The organism is Bifidobacterium sp. (genome assembly GCF_022647885.1).
Classification (GTDB): Bacteria; Actinomycetota; Actinomycetes; order Actinomycetales; family Bifidobacteriaceae; genus Bombiscardovia.
In genome coordinates, this window is sequence record NZ_JALCLM010000001.1 from 1350593 (window position 1) to 1376456 (window position 25864).

The following is a 25864-nucleotide window of genomic DNA, read 5'->3' on the forward strand; positions in this document are numbered from 1 at the left end:
TGTCGCTATGAATTTGACGTAGTCGCAAGCGTCGAATTCGCCATGAATCCACTATCAGACACACGAATTCGCGTCATGTAAGCGATGTCCTGTGTCGGTCGGCCTTCGGGTTGCACTCAGGTTCACATGGCCAGGCAATAACCGGCAATGAAAGGCACAATTCAATATGGCACAGATTACCATGAGCGAAATGCTCAAGGCAGGCGTCCATTTCGGTCACCAGACCCGTCGTTGGAACCCAAAGATGAAGCAGTACATCTTGGTGGAGCGCAACGGCATCCATATCATCAATCTTTTTAAGTCTCTTGAACTCATCGACAAGGCCTATGACTTCATTCGTCAAACTGTTGCTCACAACGGCACGGTCTTGTTTGTTGGTACCAAGAAGCAGGCTCAGGAAGCAGTGAAGAGCCAGGCTACACGAGTGAACATGCCATATGTGTGCGAGCGTTGGCTCGGCGGCATGCTGACCAACTTCCAGACCGTCTCGAAGCGTGTTTCACGTTTGAAGGAACTGGAAGAGATGGATTTCACTGATGTTCATGCTTCAGGCTTGACCAAGAAGGAGCTCTTGCTCCTTGAGCGTGAAAAGGACAAACTCGACAGGCAACTCGGTGGTATCCGTAACATGAACCGTACGCCTTCGGCGCTGTTCATCGTTGATATCAACAAGGAAGCTCTTGCAGTGCAAGAGGCCCATAAGTTGGGTATTCCGGTTGTCGCATTGGTCGATACCAACACTGATCCAGAAGAAGTTGAATATCCTATTCCAGCTAACGATGACGCGATTCGTGGCATTGAGCTTCTCACCAGCTTGATGGCCGATGCGGTTGCCGAAGGCACGCTCGATCGTTCAAACAAGGCGAGCAAGGCTGAAACCACTGCTGAGCAGCCGTTGGCTGAGTGGGAACAGGAACTGTTGAAGAAGCAAGATGCACAGACTTCTGCTGAGGCGCCAAAAGACGAGGCGGCTGCAGCACCTGAGGCAGCGGCGGAAGCTACTGCTGAGGACAAGACCGAAACGGCCGAAGCCAAGTAAGTTTGCTGGCCGTCCCGTTCATAGCGGGGCGGCTTTTATCATCAGAGGAGAACATGAATGGCAAAGATCACAGCCGCACTTATTAAAGAGCTTCGTGACGCCACGGGCGCTGGCATGATGGATGTGAAAAAGGCACTGACAGAAGCTGAGGGCGATGTTGCTCGTGCCAAGGAAATCATTAGGGCGAAGGGTATTCAGGCAGCCGGAGCACGCGAAGGTCGTAAGGCACAAGAAGGTCTTATAGCTTCAACCGTAAAAGATACTGCTGAAGGACAGACGGCATATGCAGTCGAGTTGAATTCTGAAACCGATTTCGTGGCTAAGACTCCGAAGTTCGTGGAATTCGGTGACGCTGTTGTCGCAGATGTGGCAAAGGCAGATGCATCGAATACTGAAGAAGCTCTTCAAGCGGCTTCTGAGGCTGGAACTGTTAACGACACCGTGGAAGAAGCTGGCGCTTTGTTCCATGAGCATGTAAAGCTTGGCCAATTTGCCAAGGTATCAGGTCCTAAGGTTGAGATTTATGCTCACCACAAGTCGGTTGAACTTCCACCGTCAATCGTGGCTATTATCGCAACCGATGAAGCTGGTTCTGCTGTCGCTCATGAGGTGGCCCTGCAAATTTCTGCTATGAGCCCGAAGTGGCTCAGTCGTGAAGACGTTCCAGCTGACGTAGTGGAGTCTGAGCGTCGAGTAGCTACAGAGAAGTCACTAGCAGAAGGCAAACCTGAGAAGATCGTTCCTAAGATTGTTGAAGGTCGTCTAAACTCCTTCTTCAAGGAAACCGTATTGCTTGAACAGCAATATGTGAAGGATTCCTCTCGCACCATCGCTGATCTTTTCAAGGAAGCACAGGGCAAGGCAATCGCCTTTGCTCGCCTTGAAGTCGGTAAGGGTGAAGAGTAAATCTCAGTAGTGAGAGTGTTCATTAAGGGCGGTCGTCTTGACCGTCCTTTTTGTTGTCCTTAAAGTCCTTGTTATTGCTGCATTGCGGCCCAGTGTCTAACTAGGGTTGCTTATTGCGCTCTTCACGGAACTGATGCTGTGAGAGAAGCGTCTGCGGCGTATAACCCTTGCTGTGCGATGAAGCACGGGTCAAACAGTACATATATGTCTCAGTTCGTGTATATCCTGTTAGACGGTCTGCTAAGGACTTACAGTTATCAGAAAGGCTTCATATGACTGACACCGACCCGACCGTTCACGCACGAAGAGTATTGCTGAAGCTTTCTGGGGAAGCATTTGGCGGGGGTGCTGTCGGTGTGGACACTTCAGTAGTTCGCAGAGTTGCGGGCGAAATTGAACTAGCTTCACGGCATGGTGTACAGGTTGCCATTGTTGTAGGTGGCGGGAATTTCTTCAGGGGTGCTCAACTCAGCCAAGCAGGAATTGATCGTTCTCGTGGTGATTATATGGGTATGCTCGGCACCGTAATGAACTGCTTAGCATTGCAAGACTTTCTTGAACAAGAAGGTCAGGCAACTCGCGTACAAACGGCTATTACCATGGGGCAAGTTGCTGAACCATATATACCGCAGAAAGCTATTCGCCATTTGGAAAAAGGGCGTGTGGTGATATTTGGCGCCGGAGCTGGTATGCCATACTTTTCTACTGATACGGTTTCCATTCAACGAGCATTAGAAATTCATTGTGTTGAGGTTTTGATGGGGAAGAACGGAGTAGACGGGGTATATACGGCCGATCCGCGCAAAGATCCAGAAGCAAAAATGTTCACTCAGCTGAGTTATAAACGAGCCCTCGTTGACAATCTTGCTGTGATGGATGCTTCAGCGCTCTCTATGGCTAGAGATAACAATATGCGAATAAGAGTTTTTGGTCTTGAAGAGCCTGGAAATGTCACCAAAGCTTTGGAAGGTGATCAGATAGGAACCTTAGTGTGCGGTGGGGATTCGCTTACTCTCTAAATTCAGGCTGTTAGCCAGCTGAGGGTGCAATGTCATCACTGTTGGTGAAGACTGTCAACCAAGGTAAGTACTCCAAGCTGCGAGACACGACATGAGTGCAGTAGTAGCCGAAACAACAACATACTTTTCCAGTGACATTGCTCGAGAACTTATCAGTACGTTGCAGTGTTTCACTAGACAACAGGGCATACTTAATACAAGAGGTAGTGCATAAAAGAGCGCAGTTCAATCTGCACACGAAATGTGTAAAAACAAAAGGAGCTAGCAATGGCGAATGTGGTAGATCAGGCCAAGGAACAGATGAACAAGTCCGTCGAGGCTACGAAAGAGAATTTTTCAGGCATTCGCACAGGAAGAGCAAATCCAGCTTTATTCAACGGGATTGTGGTTGACTATTACGGTGCACCTACACCACTGAAAGCTCTGGCTTCTATTGGCGTTCCTGAGCCACGTACACTTTCTGTAACGCCTTTTGACGCATCACAGGCTGCGGCGGTTGAAAAAGCGATTCGTGATTCAGACTTGGGTGTCAACCCTAATAGAGATGGCAACGTCATCCGTGTTGCCCTGCCTGAGTTGACCGAAGAACGACGCAAAGAGTATGTGAAACTGGCTAAGACTAAAGCTGAGGAAGGTAAAGTCGCTGTCCGCAACATTCGTCGCAAAACGAAGGAAGGCATCGAGTCCTCAGTTAAAGATGGCGATCTTGGCGAGGATGAAGGTGACCGTCTGCAAAAGGATCTTGAGGCCCTTACTAAAAAGGTCAGCGACCAGATTGATGAACTGCTTGAAGGTAAGCAGAAGGAGATTCTTGAGGTCTGAGCCCTAAGGCACAGATTTCTCTCGCAGGACTGGAAGGCAACAATGACTCATTCTGGAGACAGGCACGCCGACGCAGAGGAAGCGCTTGAGTCCATCAATAAACGTACTGGACGAAATATGCCACAAGCTGTGGCAACTGGTGCTCTACTCGTGGTGGTTATTCTGGCGAGTTTGTTAATCCGAGTCGATGTTTTTGTTGTACTCATTATGGTGTTTATGATTCTTGGGCTGTGGGAGTTGCGTGTTGATTTTGCGACAGCAGGCCTGCATACACCCTTGCTGACCTTGTGCTTATGTTCAAGCGCATCCATTCTCGTGACATATTATGCACCTTCGCACCTGCTTGCCATGATGTTGTGCATCATGGCAACAGTAGTGTTGGTATGTTTGAGTGCATCTACACGTATCAATATGGGTACCAGAGTTTCTGTCGCTGTGGCACGCAAGTTGTCGAGTACTGATTCGCATGCAAGGGTTGAGTCATCCTATAACAAAGCTGATGTTGACGAGGGTATACATCAGAGCAGAATCAGCAATGTAGGAGCTTCATTATTTACAGTTCTCTATATTCCCCTGCTGGCTTGTTTCCTAGTGTTACCGCTCACTTTCGGCGGACATCCGATTGCGCATGCCTTCATAAGCATTTTCCTTCCGGCATTGAGTGATATTGGTGGTTTATTCTTTGGTGCTTGGTTCGGTAAACATAAATTATCACCGAGAATTTCACCCAAAAAATCTGTCGAAGGTCTTTTGGGTTCGATGGTATTCAGTACTCTCGGAGCTTTCGCCATTGTTGCAACTACGTACGATTCGGCACAATGGGCTTCGAGTTGGTGGGTCCCAGTGGTGTTGGGAGTAATGACAGGAATCGTTGGTACCTTTGGTGACTTATGCGCTTCAATGTTGAAACGAGATATAGGCATCAAGGATATGGGACATTTACTCAGAGGTCACGGCGGTGTTCTAGATCGTGTGGATTCAATCCTGTTATCTGCACCGTTTATCACACTAGTTCTATATTTCGCGGGCATATAACGGGGCGAGGAAATAACGTATGCAGATTACAAGAAACGAGACCGAGGTAGTGAGCGAAGAGCATTTGCCAGCTGAGAATCAACAGATTGACTCAGGAATCACTCCAGGCGGCAATACAGGGGCTTTTCGGGATGTACTTGCCTCAAATCATGCTCGAAGAGGTAAACCACCTGTGCATTTTGCGGATATGACACCTGATGTACGTCAGTCAACTGCGCTTGCCTTGAATATGCCAAAGTTTCGAGTGAAGCAGCTAGCCAATCATTATTTTGAGCATCTCTCAACACATGCAGAAAGCTTTACTGATTTTCCTGCAGATATTCGCGCAACAGTCGCCGAACGGTTTTTCCCGACGCTGATTAAGCCTCTTGCAGTACAAGAAGCAGACGAAGGCACCACAGTCAAAACTCTGTGGGAGCTATTTGATGGTGCTGAGATTGAGTCAGTGCTTATGAGATATCCCAACAGAACTACATTGTGCATTTCTAGCCAGGTAGGTTGTGGCATGGGATGTCCCTTCTGCGCAACTGGCAAACTCGGTTTGACTCGTAATATGTCAACTGGCGAAATACTTGAACAGGTCAGGATTGCTGCAGCATCTGTACGCAATGGTGAAATTGCGGGAGGACCTGGCAGATTAAGTAATGTCGTGTTTATGGGTATGGGCGAGCCGATGGGCAACTACAGAGCAGTGATGAGCGCTGTACGGCAAATTAGTACCTTAGCGCCAGGAGGATTCGGAATATCGGCGCGCAACATTACCATCTCCACAGTTGGAGTAGTTCCTGGAATGAGGAAGTTAGCACAAGAGGGACTGCCTGTGCGCCTGGCTGTATCCCTACACGCGCCAACAGATGAATTGCGTGATGAGCTGGTTCCTATGAACAAACGTTTCAATACCACGGCGGTATTGGATGCTGCACACGACTATTACATCGCTTCCAAGCGTCGTGTCAGTATTGAGTATGCCCTTATGCGAGGAATCAACGATCAAGAGATTCATGCGCGACAACTAGCAAGACGGTTAAACCACTATGGTGATGATTGGGTACATGTAAATCCAATCCCGCTGAATCCTATAGAAGGATCGAGGTGGACCGCGTCAAAGCCTGAAGATGAGCAACGCTTTTTGGAAATACTACATAGGGCAGGTATTGCTGCGACTCTGCGTGATACACGAGGTTCGGAAATTGATGGTGCATGCGGACAATTGGCAGCAAAAATGCAAACACATCAGCAATCATGAGGTGTCATCATCTCTTGCTCAGATGCAACTTCGTGAACGTTTAGCGATATAGCGTCTGCTGATACAGTTACTCTGGTCTTATGAGTCTTGCATGAATAGTAATTCGTGTATAGCTTGAGATTCTTCGCACCGGACAGTTACCTGAGATGCAGATTTTTAGCATTATCTTTGGTAATTATCAGAGCTGTGCGATTGCTATGAATGAGATATGGAGGCATGAGATGTCGCTTGCGGTCAGAGTTATCCCTTGTTTGGATGTGGATTCAGGCCGCGTGGTTAAGGGCGTGCATTTCGAAAACCTTCGTGATGCCGGAGATCCTGTTGAACTCGCTACAGAATATTATCGACAGGGTGCTGATGAAGTCACCTTTTTGGACGTTACTGCATCAACTGCACATCGTGGAACTATGGTTGATGTGGTCGGTAGAACTGCCGACACACTTTTCATACCGCTTACGGTGGGTGGCGGAGTTCGTAGCGTTGAGGATGTAGATTCGCTGCTGCGCTGTGGGGCAGATAAAATCGGCGTCAATACTGCTGCAATCAATGACCCATCGTTGATCGAGAGAATTGCAGACAGATTTGGGTGCCAAGTGTTGGTATTGTCTGTGGATGCACGCAGAGAGCGTGGAGAACGTCACACTCAGTCAGGTTTTGAAGTAACCACTATGGGTGGCAAGAAGGCCACTGGCATTGATGCTATCTGGTGGGCCAAAAGAGCAGAGGAACTTGGCGCTGGTGAGATTCTACTGAATTCCATGGATGCTGACGGTACCGAAGATGGTTTCGATCTTGAAATGATTTCGGCGGTAAGACGCGAGGTCTCAATTCCAATTATTGCTAGCGGAGGGGCAGGCAAAGTTGAGGATTTCCCTCCGGCAATTGCCGCGGGTGCTGATGCAGTGCTAGCAGCTTCTGTTTTCCACTACGGCAAGGTCACCATAGGTGAGGTAAAGACCGCTTTGGCTCAAGCGGGCTATACAGTTCGCTAGCCCCTGGTGAACGTTAGTTAACAATTTGTTATCTCATGCAATACGATGAGAGCTTGGTAAAGGCTTTTATAGCGGTGTGCATCGTTCAGAGAAGGAATCCGACAAAATTATGAGTGTGGATGGCAGTGCGGTAGATACAGCAGCAGTTGGTACAGGACCAGCTCTTGACCCCGCAATTGCGAAAAGATTAAAACTCGATGCTAAAGGACTTGTTGCGGCTGTCGTGCAGCAATACGACAGCAAAGAAGCATTGATGGTCGGTTATATGAATGAAGAAGCTTTGCGAAGGACTCTAACCTCTGGCAGAGTAACGTTCTGGTCTAGATCGCGGCAGGAATATTGGCGTAAGGGTGACACCTCAGGCCATGTTCAGTATGTCAAAGCAGTACATATCGACTGTGACGGTGACGCGCTATTGATTTCAGTTGATCAAGTCGGAGCTGCTTGCCATACCGGAGCACGTTCTTGTTTTGATGCGGGTGGTGAATTGCCCAGTACAGAGGGCTTTCGGGATGCCAGCGAGGAGGATATCTGATGGCAGCTGATGTGCGTTGTGATGTGCGGCATTTACGATGGGGCGAGACATGGCCTTCCAAACAAGACTTTCAAACGCTTGCTACACAGGGCTTCCGCGTTCTTCCCGTAGTAAGAAGGCTTCTTGGTGATGCGCTAACTCCAGTGGGTTTTTATGAGCGTCTTGCAGGTGGGCGAAGTGGAACCTTTATATTAGAAACCGCTGAACATAGTGGTTCGTGGAATAGATATTCCTTCATCGGGGTGAATTCTATAGCCCAGCTTCGTTCGGATCATGGGCGTGCAAACTGGCTTGGACATGTTCCTACCGGTATACCCGATCAGGGCGATGTGATGGAGGTTGCACACCAAGCTCTCAAGGTGTTGAAAGCCCCTGACGTTCAAGGATTGCCTAGTCTGACAAGTGGTCTTGTGGGCACAGTTGGATGGGATGCCATTAGACATTGGGAACCAACTCTTCGGGCCGAAGCCCCCGATGAAACAGGGCAGCCTGAGTTGGCACTGGCCTTGGCGACTGATATTGCGGTAGTGGATCATATGGACGGATCGCTATGGCTGATAGCTAATGCAGTCAACGTTGATAACCAACCCACAAAAGTTGAAGAAGCTTACGACGAAGCAATACGTAGACTTGACGCGATGCAACGAGACGCTTCCAAAAATGTCAGTGGCAAGTCAGGTGTCAATGTATTAGATAGCGATATCAGCAGGCCTGATTTAAGATTCCGAACTGCTAAAAATGATTATGAAGGTGCAGTGCAGGCCGCCAAGCGTCACATTGTGGATGGTGATGTGTTTCAGGTAGTGATTTCGCAACGGCTGGATCTTGATTCTCCATCAGATCCTTTTGATGTATATCGAGTGTTGCGTACCCTGAATCCAAGTCCGTATATGTATTTCTTTGCTTTGACTGATGTTGAAGGCCGTGATTTTAATGTTATTGGCTCCAGTCCAGAAACTTTGATTAAGGTTGAACGCGGTCATGCTATGACTTTCCCTATTGCAGGTTCACGTCCCCGCGGTGCAACTCCCGAAGAGGATGAAAGACTGGCAAAAGAGCTCCTTGAAGATCCAAAGGAGCGAAGCGAACACATTATGCTGGTGGATTTGTCGAGAAATGACTTGTCTCGTGTGTGTATCCCGCGTTCGGTTGAAGTGGTGTCACTCATGGATATTAAACGATTCAGCCATATTATGCATATTGCATCTACGGTGACAGGGCAAGTCATTCCTGAGCTGAGTACTTTTGACGTTTTTAAATCAGCTTTTCCGGCGGGTACATTGAGTGGAGCTCCTAAACCTCGAGCAGTTGAGATTATTGATGAAATTGAAGATGCAGACCGCGGTATTTACGGGGGTACAGTCGGCTATTTTGACTTCTCTGGCAATATGGATATGGCCATTGCGATTCGTACAGCATTCTTACGCGATCATCAGGCGAGTGTGCAGGCGGGAGCAGGAATTGTTCTTGATTCTGTTCCTGAAACAGAATGGCAAGAAACCCGCAATAAGGCTGAGGCATCGGTAGAAGCGATTCAGATTGCGGCACAACTTGCCGAAGCATGAGCATAAGTGCCCTAAAATAGGCCAAATCAGGCTTTAGCAGATAGTCTGTGGCTAACAAAGCTGTAGGTAAACATCTTGATGTGAAGCAACTGGAGGTACCACATCGGTTGTTTGCAATTAGGTTGAGATTTATATATACGACAAGGAGCAATATGTCAGTACTCGATGACTTGGTGGCAGGAGCTTTGCAAGACCAGCGTCAACGTGAAGAGCACGTTTCGTTGGACGCATTGAAGCACCAGGTAAAAGAGCAATGGCATAGCCCACGTCCAGTTCTTGACATACTCAAATCCGAGAATTCGGTACCAGTTATTGCAGAGATTAAGCGAGCTTCGCCATCTAAAGGTCATCTCAACGATATTCCTGATCCAGCTGGGTTGGCACAGGAATATGAACGTGGCGGAGCAAGCGTAATTTCGGTGTTGACCGAGAATCGCCGCTTTCTGGGTTCCTTTCAGGATTTAGATGCTGTTAGAGCAGCAGTGGATATTCCTGTTCTGAATAAAGATTTTATTGTCACTGATTACCAAATTTGGGAAGCCAAAGCACACGATGCCGATTTGGTATTGCTGATTGTTGCAGCACTAGATGATCATCAATTGAAACATCTGCTGGAGCTAGCAGATGAGTTAGAGCTAATTCCTCTGGTTGAAACGCATACTGCAGAAGAAATTCAACGTGCGATTGCAGCAGGGGCCAAACTCATTGGTATCAATGCAAGAAATCTCAAGGATTTACATGTCGATGTGCGCAAATATGCGGAACTTGCTGCAGACTTACCAGATGATGTAGTTCGAGTAGCGGAATCTGGTGTGTTTGGAAGCGTCGAGTTAGAAGATTATGCACGTGCCGGAGCGGATGCTGTGCTGGTCGGAGAAGGCGTTGCCACGGCGGAAGATCATACCGCTGCTGTGCGTCGATTGGTGGAGTGCGGAGAAAGGGTAAAAATGTCGGAACAGCGGCCTTTGGAGACGCATCAAGGACCTTATTTTGGCCAATATGGCGGCAGATTTGTCCCTGAGGCTCTTATCGGTGCTCTCGACGAACTTGAACGTGTATATAACGAAGCTAAACAGGATCCAGAGTTCCAAGCAGAGCTGAAGCGCTTGAATAAGCATTATGTAGGTCGACCATCGTGCTTGACGCCTGCCCCGCGATTTGCGCAACGGGTAAGCAAAGCAGTCGGTGCTGAGGTGGAAGTTTTTCTCAAACGTGAAGATTTAAATCACACGGGTGCTCATAAAATCAATAATGCACTTGGACAAGCGTTGTTGGTGAAGCGAATGGGAAAAACTCGTGTTATTGCTGAAACCGGTGCTGGCCAGCACGGTGTGGCAACTGCTACGGTTTGTGCCTTGCTTGGCTTGAAATGCCGTATTTATATGGGACAGATTGATGCACGTCGCCAAGCATTGAATGTTGCTCGTATGCGTCTGCTCGGAGCCGAGGTAGTTGAGGTTACTCAGGGTACCAAGATTTTAAAAGATGCTATCAATGAGGCCCTGCGTGATTGGGTTACTAATGTTGAAGATACACACTACCTGTTGGGGACGGTTGCTGGACCTCACCCATTCCCATCAATGGTGAGAGACTTCCAGAAGATTATTGGTGAAGAGGCTAAAGAACAGCTTAAGACTGACTATGGCATTGATCATCCGGATGCCGTTGTGGCGTGTGTAGGCGGAGGTTCCAACGCAATCGGCGTAATGAACGCCTTCCTAGATGATGATCGCGTAGAGCTATATGCCTATGAGGCTGGCGGGCATGGACCACAAACACCAGATCATGCCATTCGACTGACAGAAGGAACAGGGCAGCTTGGTGTATTCCAAGGTGCGAAATCCTATCTATTGGAAACCAGTGAGGGACAGACTTTGGACACATACTCTATCTCAGCTGGACTTGATTATGCTTCCGTTGGGCCAGAGCATGCTTGGCTCAAAGATATTGGACGCGTCCATTACGACTATGCAACAGATGATGAAGCGATGTCAGCGTTCGCTGATTTATGCCAGAGTGAAGGGATCATTCCTGCGTTGGAATCATCTCATGGCTTAGCAGGAGCGTACAAAGCAGCTAAAGATCTAGTCGCTAAGGGTGTGCAGAAGCCTGTGATTCTGGTAAACGTTTCCGGTAGAGGAGACAAGGACGTTGCAACGGCAGGTAAGTGGTTCGGGTATCTGACCGAAGAACAGAGTAAGGCACTGGAAGCTAACGGCGCTCATGGCAATAGTGTGGATGGAGAGTGAAGCAATGACAGATAACAGATCACTTCCTGCAGATGGACAACCATTGGGATTCAAACATGCGACAAGCCCAGTCAGTAGTTTGCTCGATGATTTTTCAGAACGCAATCAGGCAGCTTTTATCGGTTATTTGCCTTATGGTTTTCCTAATCCACAGCTCTCTCTAGATGCATTTCGTACCATTGTTGAGCATGGGGTCGATGTGGTTGAGATTGGATTGCCATATTCTGATCCAGTAATGGATGGTCCAGTTATTCAGGCAGCGTCTCAGATTGCTTTGCAGCATGGAGAGAAAATTGCTGAAGTATTTAATGCTGTCGAAACAGTGGCTGAAGCAGGCGGAGTGCCACTGATTATGAGCTACTGGAACCTTATATTTCATTATGGTGTCGAACGCTTTGCGCGCGATTTTTCGAACGCTGGTGGTGCCGGTCTCATCACGCCTGATTTAATTCCAGACGAAGCAGGGGATTGGATCGAAGCTTCAGACCGTTATGGATTGGATCGTATCTTCCTAGCGTCACCCGACTCAACAGGCGAACGTCTATCTGTGGTCGCACAGCATTCTCGAGGCTTTGTGTATGCTGCTTCTCGTATGGGTGTTACCGGTGAACGCAGTAGCATCACATCCTCTCCTGAGTTGTTGGTGCAACGAATCCGCCAAGCAGGAGCTCAACATGTTTGCGTGGGAATCGGTGTTTCCACACCAGAACAAGGTGCGAAAGTCGCAAGTTATGCCGACGGTGTGATTGTTGGGTCAGCTCTGGTTCACACCATGTTGGACAACAAGGGTGAAGCTCGTGAAGCATCGCAAGGACTGCCCGCACTTGCAAAAATGACTGAGGAACTTGCCCAAGGCATACACCAAGCGAGGCACTAGCTTGGTGTATGCAGCCGGTGTCCAGCACCGGCAAGCTGAAATCTTGTCGCACATTAGCCTTGTGGATTTGATACTGAAATCCATGTGAATATCGAGGAACTATGACACTTGCATACATCCCTTCGCCCTCAATCTCTCAGTTTTCGATTGGGCCAGTTACTATCCACTTCTATGCGATTACTATGCTCTTGGCAATTGCAGCAGCCATTTGGATGTCATCTGTACGCTGGAAAAGACTGGGAGGAACAACTGACCAAATCTTTGACATAGCGTTGTGCGCAGTTCCTGCAGGGATTATCGGTGCGCGTTTGTATCACGTGATCACTACACCAGAGCGTTTTTTCGGTTCGACTGGTAATTGGGTTGATATTTTCAAGATTTGGCAGGGAGGTTTAGGTATTTGGGGGGCTGTACTTCTTGGTGCTCTTGCAGCGTGGGCATGGTGCAGGCATCGTCATTATCCTGCTGCACTCTTGTGCGACACGATAGCCCCCGCTCTGCTCGTTGCTCAGGCAATTGGAAGACTAGGCAACTGGTTTAATCAAGAGTTGTACGGAGCTCCTACAACACTCCCATGGGGTTTGAAACTCAATACCAGCGGAACATCAATTGGTTCAACTGAACAGTGCTACGACGGAAGTTCATGCCCAACAGGAACACTATTCCAACCGACATTCCTCTATGAAATGATTTGGAATCTTATTGGTGCTGCACTGCTGATTTGGATTGGGCGTAAAGCTGTTCGAAGTCTTAAAGCAGGAGCGCTATTCACGTTGTATATCATCTGGTATACCGCTGGGAGGACATGGATTGAATCTTTACGCATTGATTTTGCGCATGAATTCCTTGGTGTACGTGTGAATGTCTGGGTTTCGATGGCAGTGTTTGTACTTGGCGTTATGGCCTTCGTTGTGGTGATGAATCGTGGCAAGTCAACTGCCCTGCTTGCTGAAAAGCTTCGCACAATAACTGAGATTGAAGAACGTCAGCTTCAAGAGTCTGAACACTCTACAGACATGCAATCAGATAACTCATTAGAGCCTGCTTCTCAACCGTCAAGCGCTGATGGCAGTGATACAGGTATCGAGACTCTAGATGAGACCACAACCCAGCACACATCATCCCAAGACGAGAAGTAGTGTCTCGTCTCTCGCACTCCCTAGAATGGAAGATATGCAGATTCAAATAGCTCCGAGTATTCTGTCCGCGGATTTCGTCAATCTAGAAAGAGATTTGCAAGCCATCTCAAATGCGGACATGGTTCACGTCGATGTCATGGACCACCATTTTGTTCCAAATCTCACACTTGGTGAACCTATAGTCAAGCGAATTTGTGAGGTTACAGATCTTCCTGTTGACGTGCATCTGATGATTGAAGACCCAGATCGTTGGGCACCAGAATTTGCGAAATTGGGAGCTTCATCAGTGACCTTTCACATGGGTGCTACTCACGCTCCTGTTCGGCTGGCTCGTCAGCTGAGAGATATGGGAGTTAAAGCCTGTTTCGCTGTTCGTCCGGCGGAATCTGTTGAAGCCATTTTCGATATTCTTGACGAATTCGACATGATACTCATCATGACGGTAGAGCCTGGTTTTGGCGGCCAAAAGTTCCTTGCAAATCAGATGAATAAGACTCGGCGACTGCGCGATGAAATAACCCGCAGGGGTTTACAAACTCACATACAAGTTGACGGGGGAGTGAACTCCTCAACAGCTCAAGTTGTTGCTCAGGCCGGTGCTGACGTGTTGGTAGCAGGCTCCGCAGTGTACGGTGCTGAAAATCCAGCTGAAGCAATAGATTACATTAGGACGCAGGCACAGGAGTATTTCCGTGCATGAGACGGAACAAGGGAATAGTATGAAGACATTCGACTCACTGTTTGCAGAGCTCTCAGAAAAGGCTAACAGCAAGACAGCAGGCTCACTAACTGTTGATGAGCTCAGCAAAGGCACACATTTTATTGGAAAGAAAATAGTTGAAGAGGCCGGAGAAACCTGGATTGCTGCTGAGTATGAAGGTGCTGACCGTACAGCAGAAGAAATGAGCCAGTTATTATATCATCTCCAGGTCATGATGATTGACCGAGGTATTAGTCTCGAGGATGTATACCGATATCTGTGATTGATACATCCATCTACTGAGGAGAAGAGATGTTAAGAATCGCTGTGCCTAATAAAGGCATGCTTTCTGAACCAGCATGGAATATGCTTTCCGAGGCTGGATACCGTCTACGGAGCAACCCAAGACAACTGGTCGTCGAAGATACTGACAACGATATTGAGCTGTTTTATCTGCGTCCAATTGATATAGCAGTGTATGTCGGAAGAGGAACAGTTGATGTCGGTGTAACCGGAAGAGATTTGTTGCTCAATTCAGGGACCAAAGCGGTTGAGCATTTGCAGCTAGGTTTTGGAGCTTCAACCTTCCGTTTTGCTGCTCCTAATGATTCTGATATCAAAGAATTGAAAGATATCGACGGTAAACGCGTGGCGAGTTCCTTTGACAAACTCGTTGATGATTATCTTAAATCTCATGGCATCTCTGCTGACATCATTCATTTGGATGGTGCAGTTGAATCGTCAGTTCACTTGGGTGTAGCTGACCTCATTGCTGATGTTGTGTCAACTGGGACTACTTTGAGAAATGCTGGTTTGCGTATCTTTGGTGATCCGATTTTGCATTCAGAGGCAATTTTGATCAGATCCCCACGTATGTCAACTGAGGATGACAGACTCACTGTTCTTAGTCGCCGACTTCAAGGAGTTCTGACAGCTCAGCGTTATGTATTGATGGATTACGACATTCCAGTGGACAAGGTCGCCATTGCTGTAGGTGTTACTCCAGGTTTTGAATCTCCAACAGTGTCATCCTTACACGATAAGCAGTGGGCCGCTGTGCGCGCTATGGTGCCTAAGCAAGAGGTGAATAACCTCATGGACCGACTCTATGACATTGGTGCAAGGGCAATCATTGTTACTGCACTCCAGGCATCGAGAATGTGAGAATATGCATACGCCGGAAACAAGCACAGACAACGAGTACAGTCCTGAACCGAAGAATGTGTTGTGGACTATTCCCAATGCGATTAGTGTGTTGCGAATTCTCACCATTCCAGTAATTGCGGTATTGGTGTCACAACGTCATCTCATGATTTCTTTGGTACTGATAGTGCTCTCTGCTGCATCCGATGGCGTTGACGGTTTTATTGCCAGAAGATTCAACCAAGTGAGTCGAGTGGGTCAGATACTTGATCCTATCGCTGACAGACTGTTGATTTTGTGCACGATTGTAGCGCTAGGTTTTGCGCATATTCTGCCGTGGTGGTTGCTTACTGTGGTTGGCTTGCGTGATTTGGTTATGGGCATCCTCATACTCATTTTGGCGCAGCATGGTTATGGGCCACTTCCAGTGCATTATGCAGGCAAGACTGGAACGGCGATGTTAATGCTCGCAATTCCTGCGCTTATACTTGCCGATTTCCAAGAAACGCATTTCTTCGGCATCTTGCATCTCATTGCTATGGCAGCAGTAATTTGGGGCGTGGTTCTGTATTGGTTTGCTGGGGTGTTATATATCATTCAAGGTGTCAGACTAATCAAGGATGATTCTTTGCATGAATGAGGAATTTCCATTACCGCTATCCTTCGAGGTATCTCCTGACAGGGTACCGGTTCACAGGCGCGCGGTGTTTTCGAATTCTGTCTATTCTATTGTCCAAAATACCGTTGGTAATGAGTCGAAGGACCCTCTTACAGGTAATATTCGTAGGCGCAAACTCGCTGATGAATCGTTGCGTTTGATTGATGATCTGACCAACAGACCTATGGATCCTATGTTTGAAGATGCTTTGTTGACTCCAAATGGTCATCGTTCACGATTCTCTGTATGGTCAGGTCGAATAATCGTGTTTCTGATTTCCCTCGCTGTTGGCTTTGCTGGCTGTTTGATTATTAAGGATCTTCATCAGGACACTAGGCAGAAGGTTCGTGAAGAATTAATTGCTCAAATTCAATCAGCGTCTTCCCGTTCGGATGTGCTGTCAAACAGTGTTGATGATCTGCGCGCACAAATAGACAAGCTTTCAACAGAAGTAGGTGGCAGTGGTCAAAGTGCTGTTGTCAGCAGAGAGAATATTCTCAACGGCAGCACATCGGTTGAAGGACCTGGGATTACGGTGACCCTAACTGATCCGCTTGCTGCTGCGGACGATGGTGACGATTCGAGCGTTACAGGGCAGTCGGATACTTCTCATATACGAATTGTTTCGGACACAGATTTGCAGACCTTCGTTTCTAAGCTTTGGGCTGCTGGTGCAGAGGCAATAGCCATTAACGGAAACCGGGTTGGCGTGCAAACGTCAGTACGGACCGCGGGATCAACAATTTTGGTGGGTGTAGAGTCGGTTCAAAGCCCGTATACGATTGAGGCTATAGGCAATCGCGATGTGCTTAAGAAAGCTATGAGCTCGGATACTGAGGGGGATTTGTTCTCGACGCTGAAACAGGCCGGAATTTATCCTCAGGTATCTAGCAAGGATTCTATTACCATGGATGCAGCAGGTTCTCCAGATCTGTCCTACGCCAAAAGAGAGGAATAGGTATGGCAGCAGTTCTTGGTCTGATAGTAGGTGTCGTGGGAGGAATATTTCTCCAACCGGATATCCCTATTGTGCTACAGCCATATCTTCCCATCATGGTGGTTGCAGCGCTGGATGCGTTGCTAGGCGCAGCGCGTTCCTTTTTTGAGAGAAGTTTTTCTGACAAAGTATTCGTTATATCGTTCTTGTCGAATGTGATTACGGCAACCTTGTTGGTGCTCTTGGGCAATCAGCTTGGTGTCGGTTCGCAACTACAAACTGCAGTTATTGTGGTGTTGGGAATCAGAATCTTCTCGAACGTGTCTTCGATACGTAGATTTATCTTTAGAGGATAGTGGTCTTATGACAGAGCACAGCGCACCTCATGAAGAAGAGAGTCCTCACGGCAATGCTGAGCAGCATCAGAACTCTCAGAGATTTGACGATGCAGAATACCGTGGTGAGGCAAGGTCACGTCGCGATAGGCGTCGTAGACATCACAGCAGCGACAATACCGACACTGGTTCGTTTCCGATGGTGCGTAAACGTCCTTCACGTTCGGCCAGTGTGAATGCCAAACGAGCGAGAATTGTTACCAGTGTTTTAGTGGGTTTGTTATGCGCTTTGCTGGGTTTTGGGTATGTAGTTCAAGTTCGCAATACATCATCTTCATATGAGTCCTTAAGTGAGGATGAGCTTGTGCGCGTGCTCGATGAGACCAGCACACAAGTGGATAAGCTTGAACAACGGCGTAATGAACTTAATCGACAGCTCACGTCAATTCAATCAGCTGCTGACAAACAGAAGGAAGCGGAAAAGATAGCGCAACAGAATGCCCAAACCAGTGGGATTCTTTCCGGCAGGCTTCCAGCTGAGGGGAAGGGCGTTACTATTAGCGTGTCCCAGCGTGATAAGCATGTCGATGCGGCGACGATGTTTACTCTTATCGAGGAGCTGCGCAATGCTGGTGCGGAGGTTATATCCTTCAATTCAGCACGTGTAGTGACCTCCACATATATCAAAGATACAAAAAATGGTTTGATTGTTGATGGGAATCAGTTCTCTAGTCCATATACGATTAAAGCAATCGGTAACCCTTCAGATTTGCAAAATGCTATTCAAATAGCTGGGGGAGTGGGCTCAAGGTTGAAGGTCACTTTTAACGCAAGTGTGAATGTTGTACAGACAGATAGTGTCAAAATTGACGAGGTTCGACAGCCTCAGCAATATCAATATGCAAGAACGGTAGAATAACAATTATGACTGATCCGATTCCAACAGCTGGCGAAACAACCATCATTGGTATGCCAGCATTGCATATACCCGTAGTGACTACTGCAGACCGTCCTTTGTCACAGGATGACCTTGAAACTATAGCTAAGCTTTCCGAAGGTACAGCTTTATTGATTTCTACCCGTGGCGCTGTTTCAGGTTCACGCTATCTCCTCGACGAGGATGAGGTAACGGTAGGCAGAGATCCCAATGCTGACATTTTGCTTGATGACTCAACTGTTTCAAGGGCTCATGCTCTGTTCAGAAGAGTACAAAATAATTTCCATGTAATTGATGCTGGAAGTTTGAATGGAACTTATGTTAACCGTGAGCGTGTAGATGATGCTCTTCTACACAATGGCGATGAAATTATGGTCGGAAAATTCCGACTAGTTTTCTTCACGAAATCCGCTGTTGTATCTTCCAACTGATTCACAAGGCCGCGCTAGACTGAAACTACTTTGAAGAATTGCATGTACAAGAGTTGTTGAAGCATGCAATGGGGTTCGGTATTGGAGAGGCTAATCGATGACAGCAGCACAGCACACGCAGCAAGATAACGATAACTCATATTTACAGCTATATGTTCCCTTGGAGGAACGTAGTGATCTTGGTGCCGAACATGCTGTCCAGGGTGAGTTGTTTGGCCTCGCAGAAGAATCTGACGGTGTTGTGCGTGGATACAGGGGGACTGTTGCATCCCAGGTTGCTGGTATTACTTACCGACAATTGGATTATTGGGCACGTAAGCAGATTGTGGAACCCTCAATTAATCCCTCTCATGGTTCAGGTTCACGCAGACTGTATTCATTCAAAGATATCGTTATTCTCGCAGTTTCGAAGAAGCTTCTCGATGCCGGCGTTAATCTTCAAAATGTCACTACAGCTATTGGGTATTTGCTCAACAAGGATTCGGAGCAGCTCGAAAGCGTAACCATCATGTGTGATGGTTCAGACGTCCGTGAGTGCACTGATGTTGAGCAGATTTCTGCAATGATGAGTACCGGCAAAGCAGTTTTTGCTGTTTCTGTCGGATCTTTGTGGCATCAGATGGAACGATCGCTTCAGGACGAAGATTGTGTTGAAATACGCCGTGGGACAAACAGCAAACCAGCTGGTCGGCCGATTGATGAACTGACTGCATTACGTATGCGGCGTCATCTAGAAGAGCAACGCTCCGAGCGCGAAAGAGCGTAACCAAGGAACAAGTTACTCATTTCGCAAATTATGTGTGTGTATCGCGTGTGGTTATGTCAGCAAGGTATTTGTCTTGCGATATAACCACACGGCGTTATGTGGAATGGTGCTGTGTATCGCGTGTGGTTATGTCAGCAAGTTGGTGTTCCTTGCGATATAACCACACGGCGTTATGTCAGATGGAATCTGACATAACGTACATTATCGGCTTACTTCAAATCTTCTCTATAAACAAACGGCACAGCGAATATTATGTATTTCACTGTGCCGCTCGTGTTAAACGATCTTTTTAGTGTGTGACAAAGTATTTTTTCACAGTCGATTCTAGTTGATCAACGTGAGAGATAATCTCGTATGCACCGTGCTGTTTGAGTTCGCCTTGTTCTGCGTAGCCCCAGGCGCACCCAAGTGCATCGAGTCCAACAGCAATTGCTCCGTCGACATCCGTCCAACGATCGCCGACCATCACAGCAACATCTCCGTTGGCATGGTTGAATTCAAGATGCTCGAAGGCATACCGTATTACTTGATCTTTGTTGATGCGGCTGTTGTCTCTGCTGGCTCCATAAATGCCGTCAACCATGTGATCTATGCCAAAGTGTTTGCACACTGGTAAGGCTTGATATTCTGGTTTACATGTTGCGACGGCTAGCTCGTATCCTGCTTTGCGCAGGAGTTCAAGCTGCTGAGGAATTCCTTGGTACAGAGAATTAACCAAGCATCCAGGTACAAGATGCTTATTATCTAAGGGGTCCGCAAAGAAGTCGATTTCTGAATAGTACCGGCGGTAGAGTGTAACAGCTTTCTGCAGTGTTTCACCTTGGAGTCCATTACGATGAAGTGACTCACTGATTGCTGGTCCTATAAAGCGGTTGAGCTCTTGTTCGTCTGGAATGGGTTGGTGTAAATCGCTAAGTGTCTGTTTAACTGATGCGATGATGCCAGGGGCGGATTCAGTTAATGTACCGTCTAAGTCGAGCAATACCACTTGTCGTGCTGAATCTGTCATTGTTCTAATCCCCCTGCATCCAGTCTCTTGTGATGTGACAAATGGCGTTATGCCGTAGTCTTATTCGTAATCAGGAATCCAACCATCGTGATGCATTTTGAGACGCTTTTCTAGCAGCGTGGTGAGCTCTTCTTCGCTGCGGCGCTCAAGTAGCATATCCCAGTGTGTTCTTGTTGGCTTAGAAATCTCATCAGCTTCAGCGTCGTGCTCACCTTCGCGCTTGGCGATGGTGCCACAACGGCATTCCCACTCGTCAGGTATTTCGGCTCCTTCAGCGAATGGAAGAATCGTTCTATGTCCTTTAGGACATATGTACGCAACGTCCATACGCGCTGCAAAATCGACGTTATCGTCGGATTCCAATGATTTTGCACCGATACTCATACCACGCAAACTGCGCTCGGCCATACTGCCTCCTCAAATTGTACTTATCCAAACTACAAAACAGCTGGGACGTCAAGTTTATTCCTTGGCATCAAGAACCTTTATATTTCTGCTAATAACACGAATACATACGCCACATGAAGATTAGTCAACACCAGAATATGCAACAATCCCGCGGTTAATCAGGTCTGCAGAGACAACAGCGGTATGGGATAATTCGCTATTACTCTCTGGTAGATATGCACCGACTTGGGCAATCTGACTGAGGATGTCTGCGAGTCGTTTAGCGTTTCTGACAAAGTCTCCACCTGTCATCTCCCGATCTTGCAGAATTGAGGAAAGTTCCTCTCCCCCTGCCCATTGATACATAATGTCGCAGATACCAAAGTCTAGGCTTTGAGAAGGTTCAAGACCATTGTCCTCACAGAGCGTGTTGACCTGCGCCCAGATTCGAGTCATTGCTTCGACACTATGCATGAGGACACCTTCTGGGCCTCCAGGATATTGTCGTGGTGCACCGCCTTCGCCTCTACGTGATTCATAAACCATTGATGACAGCACAGCGGCTAATTCTTGTGGATCCAGCTCACGTAAGGTGTCACTCAGCAGAATCTGTGCAAGAATCAAGTCTTGTTCGCTATAAATGCGTCGCAGCAATTGTCCGCGAACTGTTAGCAGAAAATCCACGGTCTGCGAGGGTGAAGTCGTGGGTGTGGAAACAGATGATTGTTGCTTTTGAGTCAAGTAACCAAGCTCTTGCAAGATTCCGCAAATTTTGTCGAAGCGACGTGCCACAGAACCTGTACGAGAATCGAAGCGTCTGCTGATACGATCAAGCTCTCGTTGTTCTCTGGCCCAGCGGTGTCCCCATTTCAGGTGTGTTTGTAAATCTGGGCATGAGCGACAAGGATGTTCCTTTTCCTGCTCTTTTAACGTGGCAATTCGTTTATCAAGCTGTTGGAAAGCGCGGCTTCGTTCTTGCTGACTTGAAAATAGCTGGTGTTTAAGCTCGCGACGCCCATTTTTCTGGGCATCTGAGAGTTGCATACGTAGTGTCATGAACTCTTTGAAATCGCCGTATTCACATTTGAAAGCATCTTCGTAGCCTTGTAGTGCTGCACGTAACGTGTTCATCTCAGATTCAAGCTGCCAAGCAGATTCATTAGCTTCCCATTGAGCGAATGAATGATCCAAAGTAATTCTTGAACTTTCGTAGTCACTGGTATTTAAGAGGTTGACAGCCATATTGAAGGTAGGTTTGAAGCTTGAGTGTAAGGGATACACTCGTTTGCTAGACAGTGCAGCAGCTGTAGAAGGCACAAACCCTTTATGGTCAACTACTACAGCATGCCCTAAGGTATCGATGCCTCGTCTTCCAGCACGTCCGGTGAGTTGGGTGAACTCCCCCGGGGTTAGTGCTACATGGCCTGTTCCGTCAAATTTCTCTAACTTTTCTACTACCACGGAACGTGCTGGCATATTTATACCGAGAGCTAGAGTTTCGGTGGCAAAGACAACCTTGATTAATCCTTCATCGAACAGTCGTTCGACAATATGACGAAACAGTGCCACCATTCCTGCGTGGTGTGATGCAAAGCCTTCTTCGAGAGCAAATCGGAATCTACTGAAATGCAACGCTTTCAAGTCATCACGACTGAGCTGCCCATCAACCATTTCATCGACTATTCGCCTGATTTTTCTGGCTTCGTTATCGCTGGTGAGTTCTAATCCTGCATTCAAGCATTGTTCAACTGCCTGATCGCAACCATTCCTAGAGAATATGAAGTAAATGCCCGGAAGCATACCAAAATAATCGAGCTCATCTACTACTGCCCAGCGTCTGGGAACATGGCGGTCTACACCACTACGCGGAGATGCGGTATGTGGATGACGAGATTGGAATCGTGAGCGTTTCCTCGGATTTTCTCGTCTGTGTGCATTGCGATCCATTTGTTCAAGACGATTGACAAGTTCAGGGTTGAGCTTAAGCGTCGATTGCTGAGCTGCATTTCTTCTATATAAATCGAAAAGTTCAGGTTCATCTGAGTCGCCAGCTTGCACTATTACATGTTGCTCAAGAGGTACTGGTCTGCGCTCAGAGACAATTAATGTCGTTGTCCCGCGAACAGATTCAATCCATGAAGAAAAATCTTCGACATTAGAAACAGTGGCGGATAGGCCAATAATTCGTACAGATTGAGGAAGATGAATGATCACTTCTTCCCAGACGGGACCTCGATATCGATCTGCCAGAAAATGGACCTCATCCAGCACCACATAGCGTAGCGCGTGAAGAGTGGATGATTGTTCATAGAGCATATTGCGAAGGACTTCGGTAGTCATGACAACGATATCTGCCTCAGAATTAATTGAGGTGTCCCCCGTGAGTAATCCGACTCTATGCTCACCAAAAACTTCAACTAGGTCATGGTATTTCTGGTTGCTTAAAGCTTTTATAGGTGTGGTATAAAATGCTTTAACATTGCGCTCCTGCGCCAGAAATACAGCAAAATCCGCAATCACAGTTTTGCCTGCACCTGTAGGAGCAGCGACAAGCACGTTATTACCGTCTTCGAGCGCATTCATGGCTTGGAGTTGAAAATCATCCAAGGCGAAAGGCAAAGTCTGTGTGAAACGGAAGGCGGCACTCTTCATATGTGCTTGTCGTTGCCGCGCTGCTGCATAGCGTTGCGAAGGACTGAGCTGATGTTGATCGGATGCGGCGTCGTTATGGTGATTACTCATAGTGAAGTTATTGCCCCGCTGAAATGTTCTAGCATATGCGCTGCCTCACAAGACTTATGCATATTACTGACTCTGGTGGTATCGCGATCGATGAAAATTACCGAAGTTATAGAGATCTTAATCGTTGAAATGCTTCCACCGTTCCCAGCGCCGCATATGTGCGATTCGCTTATTTGTTTTACGTTCCACAACCCGTGAATGCGCTTCTGCATAGCGTTCTGTGGCCACTTCTAAAGGTTGTGTGAACAGTGGAGCTTCATGAATACCTGTGTTGTCACTGGGTGAAAGATTTAGAGCAGAAAGCTTCTCCCCCGCTGCCGCACCTACATCTGAAACCTTAGCTAATGCTCGCAAAGCGTGAGTAATAACGTACCATATCCCGATTCCTAATATCACGAACATAGCTATGGTGATCACCAACCAGATCCACCAAGGCATAGTGTCTCCTTTTTAATCGTCGACCAGGGTAACTTCCTGCTCAAGGCTCAACTCTCTTCGTGCTCGAGCAAGAATCATCGTTCGCAATGTGCCAGGCGCAACTGCCACGATGTGACGTGCGTGAGAGATGCAGAAAGCAACAAACCAAGAATCTGACGATACGGTGAGATGAACCTTTTCACCGTTGCCATGTGCTTCAGTACGTGCTCCTGGTAAAGATTCAGTAAATGGCAAATCGGGCTTATCCGTAATGAACATGGCCGCTGTTCCATTGTCGAAACTCCATTTGCGCAGTTCACTAATCGGAGCATCGGGGAACTCAACTTTGTGCAATGGCGTAACCAGTTCAGCACGCTCGATTCGAGCAAGTCTGAGCATCTGCCAAGCATCGGTCGTTGAAGAGCTTTTGCTGTTGCCATTGAGCGGCACTACGCCATTAACATCTGGTTCTGTTCGCTGACTCTCGCTAATAGCATCGCCAATATTGGTCCAAACAGCGGCGTAATACACGCCCTCATCAACATAAATTTTTGCAGGAGCTACAATCTTGCGGCGAGTTCTTCCTGCTCCATCGGTGTATTCCATATCAAGGAGTGAAGCAGTATCGATTGCACGCTTAACTACGGTGAAGCTCGTTGGCTCCATCTCATAACCAGTCAGGCTGAGCCATGGTGTTTCACCAGGTTCAACATGTTGCCTGAGACGCTTATATAAGGAATCAGCCTGTGCTCGAGACTCATCTGGAAGCAATGGTGAATGAGCTAGGTAGCTTACAGATGCGGTGATAAGACTCAGATACTGTGGAGAAACACCAGCAAGTCGCTCCAGACCGAGCGAATTAGTAGCGGAAACAATATTCTCAGTGTCTAGAAGCGACCAATCGATGTCAAAGAATTGACTTCCGGCCATTTCCCCGTCATCAGAAACAGTCGTCAGTGTATTAATGTCTTTGTGAATCACATTGATAGCGCGCTTGAGTTCGTCGTCGCTACGAGTCTTCCCCACGAAACGCTCAGCCAATTCCGCCAAAGAGAACTCTTCACCCAAATGGGCGGATAAGAACAGCATCAGTCGCAGACGACGGTCAACTTCAGAACCAGTTTGGAATGATGCGTTGGCTCGCTGTGCAAGATTATCCTCATTCTCGGTGACGTCGTGGTCAGGAGTTTGGTCACGGTCACTCATTACCAAGGGTTGCTCTTGGTCATCAAAACCAGTGTGAGAAGCTTCCTCGAATTTTGTGGCTGCCACAAGTCTACGGTGGAAGGCATCAGCAGCTTCACGCGGGCTAATAATCGTTGAACCAGGATGTTCTAGCACGAACATTGCTAGATCGTCAGAATCCGTATAAGCAACATTAATATGTTCACCATCAACATCCACAGTTGCCGCAAAACGACGAGAGTCAATGACTCTTTGTAAAGCATCTGGAATGGTTTGTGTACCTAGCCCGGGAGCTATAGAGTCCAGTCCTAGTCCAGGAATAGGAATTTGTGGAACTCTAGGCGTTGTGCGTGAGCTCTGATGTACTTGTTGCTCAGCTGTCTGAGACATGGAAATAGATCGAGCTAGATAATTTGCTGCAGCAAGAACTGGTAAATCATCAAGATCGAAGCGGAGCCTGACTCTGGGTTCATCACCGAGCTGCAAACGGTATGAAGCAAAATCCTGTCCCTCTGATTTTGAAGAGTATTCAGGTTGTCTCGATTCAATGGCAATTCCCATTGCAGCAAGCTTGGCTCTATCGCGTTGGAATTGTTTTGCAAAAGCCGCCTTTGCAGCTTGATCTGCTAATTCCCCATAAGAATCCGCATAAGCTTTTACTCGTTGCGCTATCTGACGAGAGGTAAGCCATTGGGGAAAAGCGGAAGACAACACTGCAAGAACATCCAATTCATGTTTTCCCCACTTATCGGAGAACCGTCGCCTGCCATTCGTTCCCTCTGCCATTAGTCCT

Annotated in this window: 26 protein-coding genes; 21 read left to right on the plus strand and 5 right to left on the minus strand. The window is 47.5% G+C overall.

Going from position 1 to position 25864, the window contains the following annotated elements:
* Positions 1-166 precede the first annotated feature (166 nt).
* From rpsB to LKI20_RS05915, 21 genes are all read left to right on the plus strand, one after another.
* Complete coding sequence (gene rpsB, locus LKI20_RS05815) at positions 167-1039, plus strand: 30S ribosomal protein S2 (protein ID WP_291771458.1); 873 nt, start codon at positions 167-169, stop codon at positions 1037-1039.
* Between the two features lie 57 nt (positions 1040-1096).
* Entirely contained in the window at positions 1097-1945 is an 849-nt protein-coding gene (tsf, locus tag LKI20_RS05820) for a translation elongation factor Ts (RefSeq protein ID WP_291771461.1), read from the plus strand.
* Between the two features lie 272 nt (positions 1946-2217).
* Entirely contained in the window at positions 2218-2964 is a 747-nt protein-coding gene (gene pyrH / locus LKI20_RS05825; RefSeq protein WP_291771464.1) for a UMP kinase, read from the plus strand.
* 267 nt (positions 2965-3231) lie between these two features.
* Positions 3232-3786, plus strand: coding sequence for a ribosome recycling factor (gene frr / locus LKI20_RS05830; RefSeq protein WP_291771467.1), 555 nt, complete (start codon positions 3232-3234; stop codon positions 3784-3786).
* Between the two features lie 42 nt (positions 3787-3828).
* Positions 3829-4821 carry a phosphatidate cytidylyltransferase gene (locus LKI20_RS05835; protein ID WP_291771469.1) on the plus strand — a complete coding sequence of 331 codons (993 nt, stop codon included), beginning with the start codon at positions 3829-3831 and terminating at the stop codon, positions 4819-4821.
* A gap of 19 nt (positions 4822-4840) precedes the next feature.
* The gene (rlmN, locus tag LKI20_RS05840; protein WP_291771472.1) at positions 4841-6067 is read left to right on the plus strand and encodes a 23S rRNA (adenine(2503)-C(2))-methyltransferase RlmN; all 1227 of its coding nucleotides are present in this window, start codon (positions 4841-4843) and stop codon (positions 6065-6067) included.
* 221 nt (positions 6068-6288) lie between these two features.
* Positions 6289-7059 carry an imidazole glycerol phosphate synthase subunit HisF gene (hisF, locus tag LKI20_RS05845; RefSeq protein ID WP_291771476.1) on the plus strand — a complete coding sequence of 257 codons (771 nt, stop codon included), beginning with the start codon at positions 6289-6291 and terminating at the stop codon, positions 7057-7059.
* A 109-nt stretch (positions 7060-7168) separates the two neighbouring features.
* A complete protein-coding gene (gene hisI, locus LKI20_RS05850; protein ID WP_291771479.1) occupies positions 7169-7594 on the plus strand; it encodes a phosphoribosyl-AMP cyclohydrolase in 426 nt (141 codons plus the stop codon).
* Positions 7594-9159 carry a chorismate-binding protein gene (locus LKI20_RS05855; protein ID WP_291771482.1) on the plus strand — a complete coding sequence of 522 codons (1566 nt, stop codon included), beginning with the start codon at positions 7594-7596 and terminating at the stop codon, positions 9157-9159. Before hisI ends, LKI20_RS05855 begins: the two co-directional genes overlap by 1 nt.
* 152 nt (positions 9160-9311) lie before the next feature.
* Positions 9312-11408 carry a tryptophan synthase subunit beta gene (gene trpB / locus LKI20_RS05860; protein WP_291771485.1) on the plus strand — a complete coding sequence of 699 codons (2097 nt, stop codon included), beginning with the start codon at positions 9312-9314 and terminating at the stop codon, positions 11406-11408.
* 4 nt (positions 11409-11412) lie between these two features.
* Complete coding sequence (trpA, locus tag LKI20_RS05865; protein ID WP_291771488.1) at positions 11413-12285, plus strand: tryptophan synthase subunit alpha; 873 nt, start codon at positions 11413-11415, stop codon at positions 12283-12285.
* A gap of 101 nt (positions 12286-12386) precedes the next feature.
* The gene (gene lgt, locus LKI20_RS05870; RefSeq protein ID WP_291771492.1) at positions 12387-13424 is read left to right on the plus strand and encodes a prolipoprotein diacylglyceryl transferase; all 1038 of its coding nucleotides are present in this window, start codon (positions 12387-12389) and stop codon (positions 13422-13424) included.
* 34 nt (positions 13425-13458) lie between these two features.
* Entirely contained in the window at positions 13459-14124 is a 666-nt protein-coding gene (gene rpe, locus LKI20_RS05875; protein ID WP_291771494.1) for a ribulose-phosphate 3-epimerase, read from the plus strand.
* Between the two features lie 19 nt (positions 14125-14143).
* A complete protein-coding gene (locus LKI20_RS05880; protein ID WP_291771497.1) occupies positions 14144-14407 on the plus strand; it encodes a phosphoribosyl-ATP diphosphatase in 264 nt (87 codons plus the stop codon).
* A gap of 29 nt (positions 14408-14436) precedes the next feature.
* On the plus strand, positions 14437-15288 hold the full coding sequence (hisG, locus tag LKI20_RS05885) for an ATP phosphoribosyltransferase (protein ID WP_291771499.1): 852 nt from the start codon (positions 14437-14439) through the stop codon (positions 15286-15288).
* 4 nt (positions 15289-15292) lie between these two features.
* Complete coding sequence (locus LKI20_RS05890; protein ID WP_291771501.1) at positions 15293-15907, plus strand: CDP-alcohol phosphatidyltransferase family protein; 615 nt, start codon at positions 15293-15295, stop codon at positions 15905-15907.
* Entirely contained in the window at positions 15900-16883 is a 984-nt protein-coding gene (locus LKI20_RS05895) for a DUF881 domain-containing protein (protein ID WP_291771503.1), read from the plus strand. Before LKI20_RS05890 ends, LKI20_RS05895 begins: the two co-directional genes overlap by 8 nt.
* A 2-nt stretch (positions 16884-16885) precedes the next feature.
* A complete protein-coding gene (locus tag LKI20_RS05900) occupies positions 16886-17218 on the plus strand; it encodes a small basic family protein (RefSeq protein WP_291771505.1) in 333 nt (110 codons plus the stop codon).
* 7 nt (positions 17219-17225) lie between these two features.
* Positions 17226-18116 carry a DUF881 domain-containing protein gene (locus LKI20_RS05905; protein WP_291771508.1) on the plus strand — a complete coding sequence of 297 codons (891 nt, stop codon included), beginning with the start codon at positions 17226-17228 and terminating at the stop codon, positions 18114-18116.
* Between the two features lie 5 nt (positions 18117-18121).
* Positions 18122-18565 carry an FHA domain-containing protein gene (locus LKI20_RS05910; RefSeq protein WP_291771510.1) on the plus strand — a complete coding sequence of 148 codons (444 nt, stop codon included), beginning with the start codon at positions 18122-18124 and terminating at the stop codon, positions 18563-18565.
* Between the two features lie 97 nt (positions 18566-18662).
* Positions 18663-19331, plus strand: a complete 669-nt coding sequence (locus LKI20_RS05915; RefSeq protein WP_291771512.1) for a MerR family transcriptional regulator — start codon at positions 18663-18665, stop codon at positions 19329-19331.
* A gap of 289 nt (positions 19332-19620) precedes the next feature.
* Here the strand turns inward: LKI20_RS05915 and LKI20_RS05920 are convergent, their stop codons facing one another.
* The 5 genes from LKI20_RS05920 to LKI20_RS05940 form a co-directional block, all read right to left on the minus strand.
* Positions 19621-20340, minus strand: coding sequence for an HAD hydrolase-like protein (locus tag LKI20_RS05920; protein ID WP_291771515.1), 720 nt, complete (start codon positions 20338-20340; stop codon positions 19621-19623).
* A gap of 60 nt (positions 20341-20400) precedes the next feature.
* Entirely contained in the window at positions 20401-20748 is a 348-nt protein-coding gene (locus tag LKI20_RS05925) for an RNA polymerase-binding protein RbpA (protein ID WP_291771518.1), read from the minus strand.
* Positions 20749-20868: 120 nt separating this feature from the next.
* The gene (locus LKI20_RS05930; RefSeq protein ID WP_291771521.1) at positions 20869-23469 is read right to left on the minus strand and encodes a DEAD/DEAH box helicase; all 2601 of its coding nucleotides are present in this window, start codon (positions 23467-23469) and stop codon (positions 20869-20871) included.
* Positions 23470-23586: 117 nt separating this feature from the next.
* Complete coding sequence (locus LKI20_RS05935; RefSeq protein ID WP_291771524.1) at positions 23587-23907, minus strand: hypothetical protein; 321 nt, start codon at positions 23905-23907, stop codon at positions 23587-23589.
* 12 nt (positions 23908-23919) lie between these two features.
* A complete protein-coding gene (locus LKI20_RS05940) occupies positions 23920-25857 on the minus strand; it encodes a helix-turn-helix transcriptional regulator (protein WP_291771526.1) in 1938 nt (645 codons plus the stop codon).
* Positions 25858-25864 lie beyond the last annotated feature (7 nt).

What these genes read in the sequence shown, in the direction of transcription:
- LKI20_RS05930 (WP_291771521.1), bottom strand. Translation starts at nt 23,469, where the DNA reads ATGAGTAATCACCATAACGACGCCGCATCCGATCAACATCAGCTCAGT.
- trpB (WP_291771485.1), top strand. Translation starts at nt 9,312, where the DNA reads ATGTCAGTACTCGATGACTTGGTGGCAGGAGCTTTGCAAGACCAGCGT.
- frr (WP_291771467.1), top strand. Translation starts at nt 3,232, where the DNA reads ATGGCGAATGTGGTAGATCAGGCCAAGGAACAGATGAACAAGTCCGTC.
- LKI20_RS05905 (WP_291771508.1), top strand. Translation starts at nt 17,226, where the DNA reads ATGACAGAGCACAGCGCACCTCATGAAGAAGAGAGTCCTCACGGCAAT.
- LKI20_RS05895 (WP_291771503.1), top strand. Translation starts at nt 15,900, where the DNA reads ATGAATGAGGAATTTCCATTACCGCTATCCTTCGAGGTATCTCCTGAC.
- trpA (WP_291771488.1), top strand. Translation starts at nt 11,413, where the DNA reads ATGACAGATAACAGATCACTTCCTGCAGATGGACAACCATTGGGATTC.
- LKI20_RS05835 (WP_291771469.1), top strand. Translation starts at nt 3,829, where the DNA reads ATGACTCATTCTGGAGACAGGCACGCCGACGCAGAGGAAGCGCTTGAG.
- LKI20_RS05925 (WP_291771518.1), bottom strand. Translation starts at nt 20,748, where the DNA reads ATGGCCGAGCGCAGTTTGCGTGGTATGAGTATCGGTGCAAAATCATTG.
- LKI20_RS05855 (WP_291771482.1), top strand. Translation starts at nt 7,594, where the DNA reads ATGGCAGCTGATGTGCGTTGTGATGTGCGGCATTTACGATGGGGCGAG.
- hisG (WP_291771499.1), top strand. Translation starts at nt 14,437, where the DNA reads ATGTTAAGAATCGCTGTGCCTAATAAAGGCATGCTTTCTGAACCAGCA.
- LKI20_RS05935 (WP_291771524.1), bottom strand. Translation starts at nt 23,907, where the DNA reads ATGCCTTGGTGGATCTGGTTGGTGATCACCATAGCTATGTTCGTGATA.
- LKI20_RS05880 (WP_291771497.1), top strand. Translation starts at nt 14,144, where the DNA reads ATGAAGACATTCGACTCACTGTTTGCAGAGCTCTCAGAAAAGGCTAAC.
- tsf (WP_291771461.1), top strand. Translation starts at nt 1,097, where the DNA reads ATGGCAAAGATCACAGCCGCACTTATTAAAGAGCTTCGTGACGCCACG.
- LKI20_RS05890 (WP_291771501.1), top strand. Translation starts at nt 15,293, where the DNA reads ATGCATACGCCGGAAACAAGCACAGACAACGAGTACAGTCCTGAACCG.
- lgt (WP_291771492.1), top strand. Translation starts at nt 12,387, where the DNA reads ATGACACTTGCATACATCCCTTCGCCCTCAATCTCTCAGTTTTCGATT.
- rpe (WP_291771494.1), top strand. Translation starts at nt 13,459, where the DNA reads ATGCAGATTCAAATAGCTCCGAGTATTCTGTCCGCGGATTTCGTCAAT.
- hisI (WP_291771479.1), top strand. Translation starts at nt 7,169, where the DNA reads ATGAGTGTGGATGGCAGTGCGGTAGATACAGCAGCAGTTGGTACAGGA.
- pyrH (WP_291771464.1), top strand. Translation starts at nt 2,218, where the DNA reads ATGACTGACACCGACCCGACCGTTCACGCACGAAGAGTATTGCTGAAG.
- hisF (WP_291771476.1), top strand. Translation starts at nt 6,289, where the DNA reads ATGTCGCTTGCGGTCAGAGTTATCCCTTGTTTGGATGTGGATTCAGGC.
- LKI20_RS05910 (WP_291771510.1), top strand. Translation starts at nt 18,122, where the DNA reads ATGACTGATCCGATTCCAACAGCTGGCGAAACAACCATCATTGGTATG.
- rlmN (WP_291771472.1), top strand. Translation starts at nt 4,841, where the DNA reads ATGCAGATTACAAGAAACGAGACCGAGGTAGTGAGCGAAGAGCATTTG.
- LKI20_RS05900 (WP_291771505.1), top strand. Translation starts at nt 16,886, where the DNA reads ATGGCAGCAGTTCTTGGTCTGATAGTAGGTGTCGTGGGAGGAATATTT.
- LKI20_RS05940 (WP_291771526.1), bottom strand. Translation starts at nt 25,857, where the DNA reads ATGGCAGAGGGAACGAATGGCAGGCGACGGTTCTCCGATAAGTGGGGA.
- LKI20_RS05915 (WP_291771512.1), top strand. Translation starts at nt 18,663, where the DNA reads ATGACAGCAGCACAGCACACGCAGCAAGATAACGATAACTCATATTTA.
- LKI20_RS05920 (WP_291771515.1), bottom strand. Translation starts at nt 20,340, where the DNA reads ATGACAGATTCAGCACGACAAGTGGTATTGCTCGACTTAGACGGTACA.
- rpsB (WP_291771458.1), top strand. Translation starts at nt 167, where the DNA reads ATGGCACAGATTACCATGAGCGAAATGCTCAAGGCAGGCGTCCATTTC.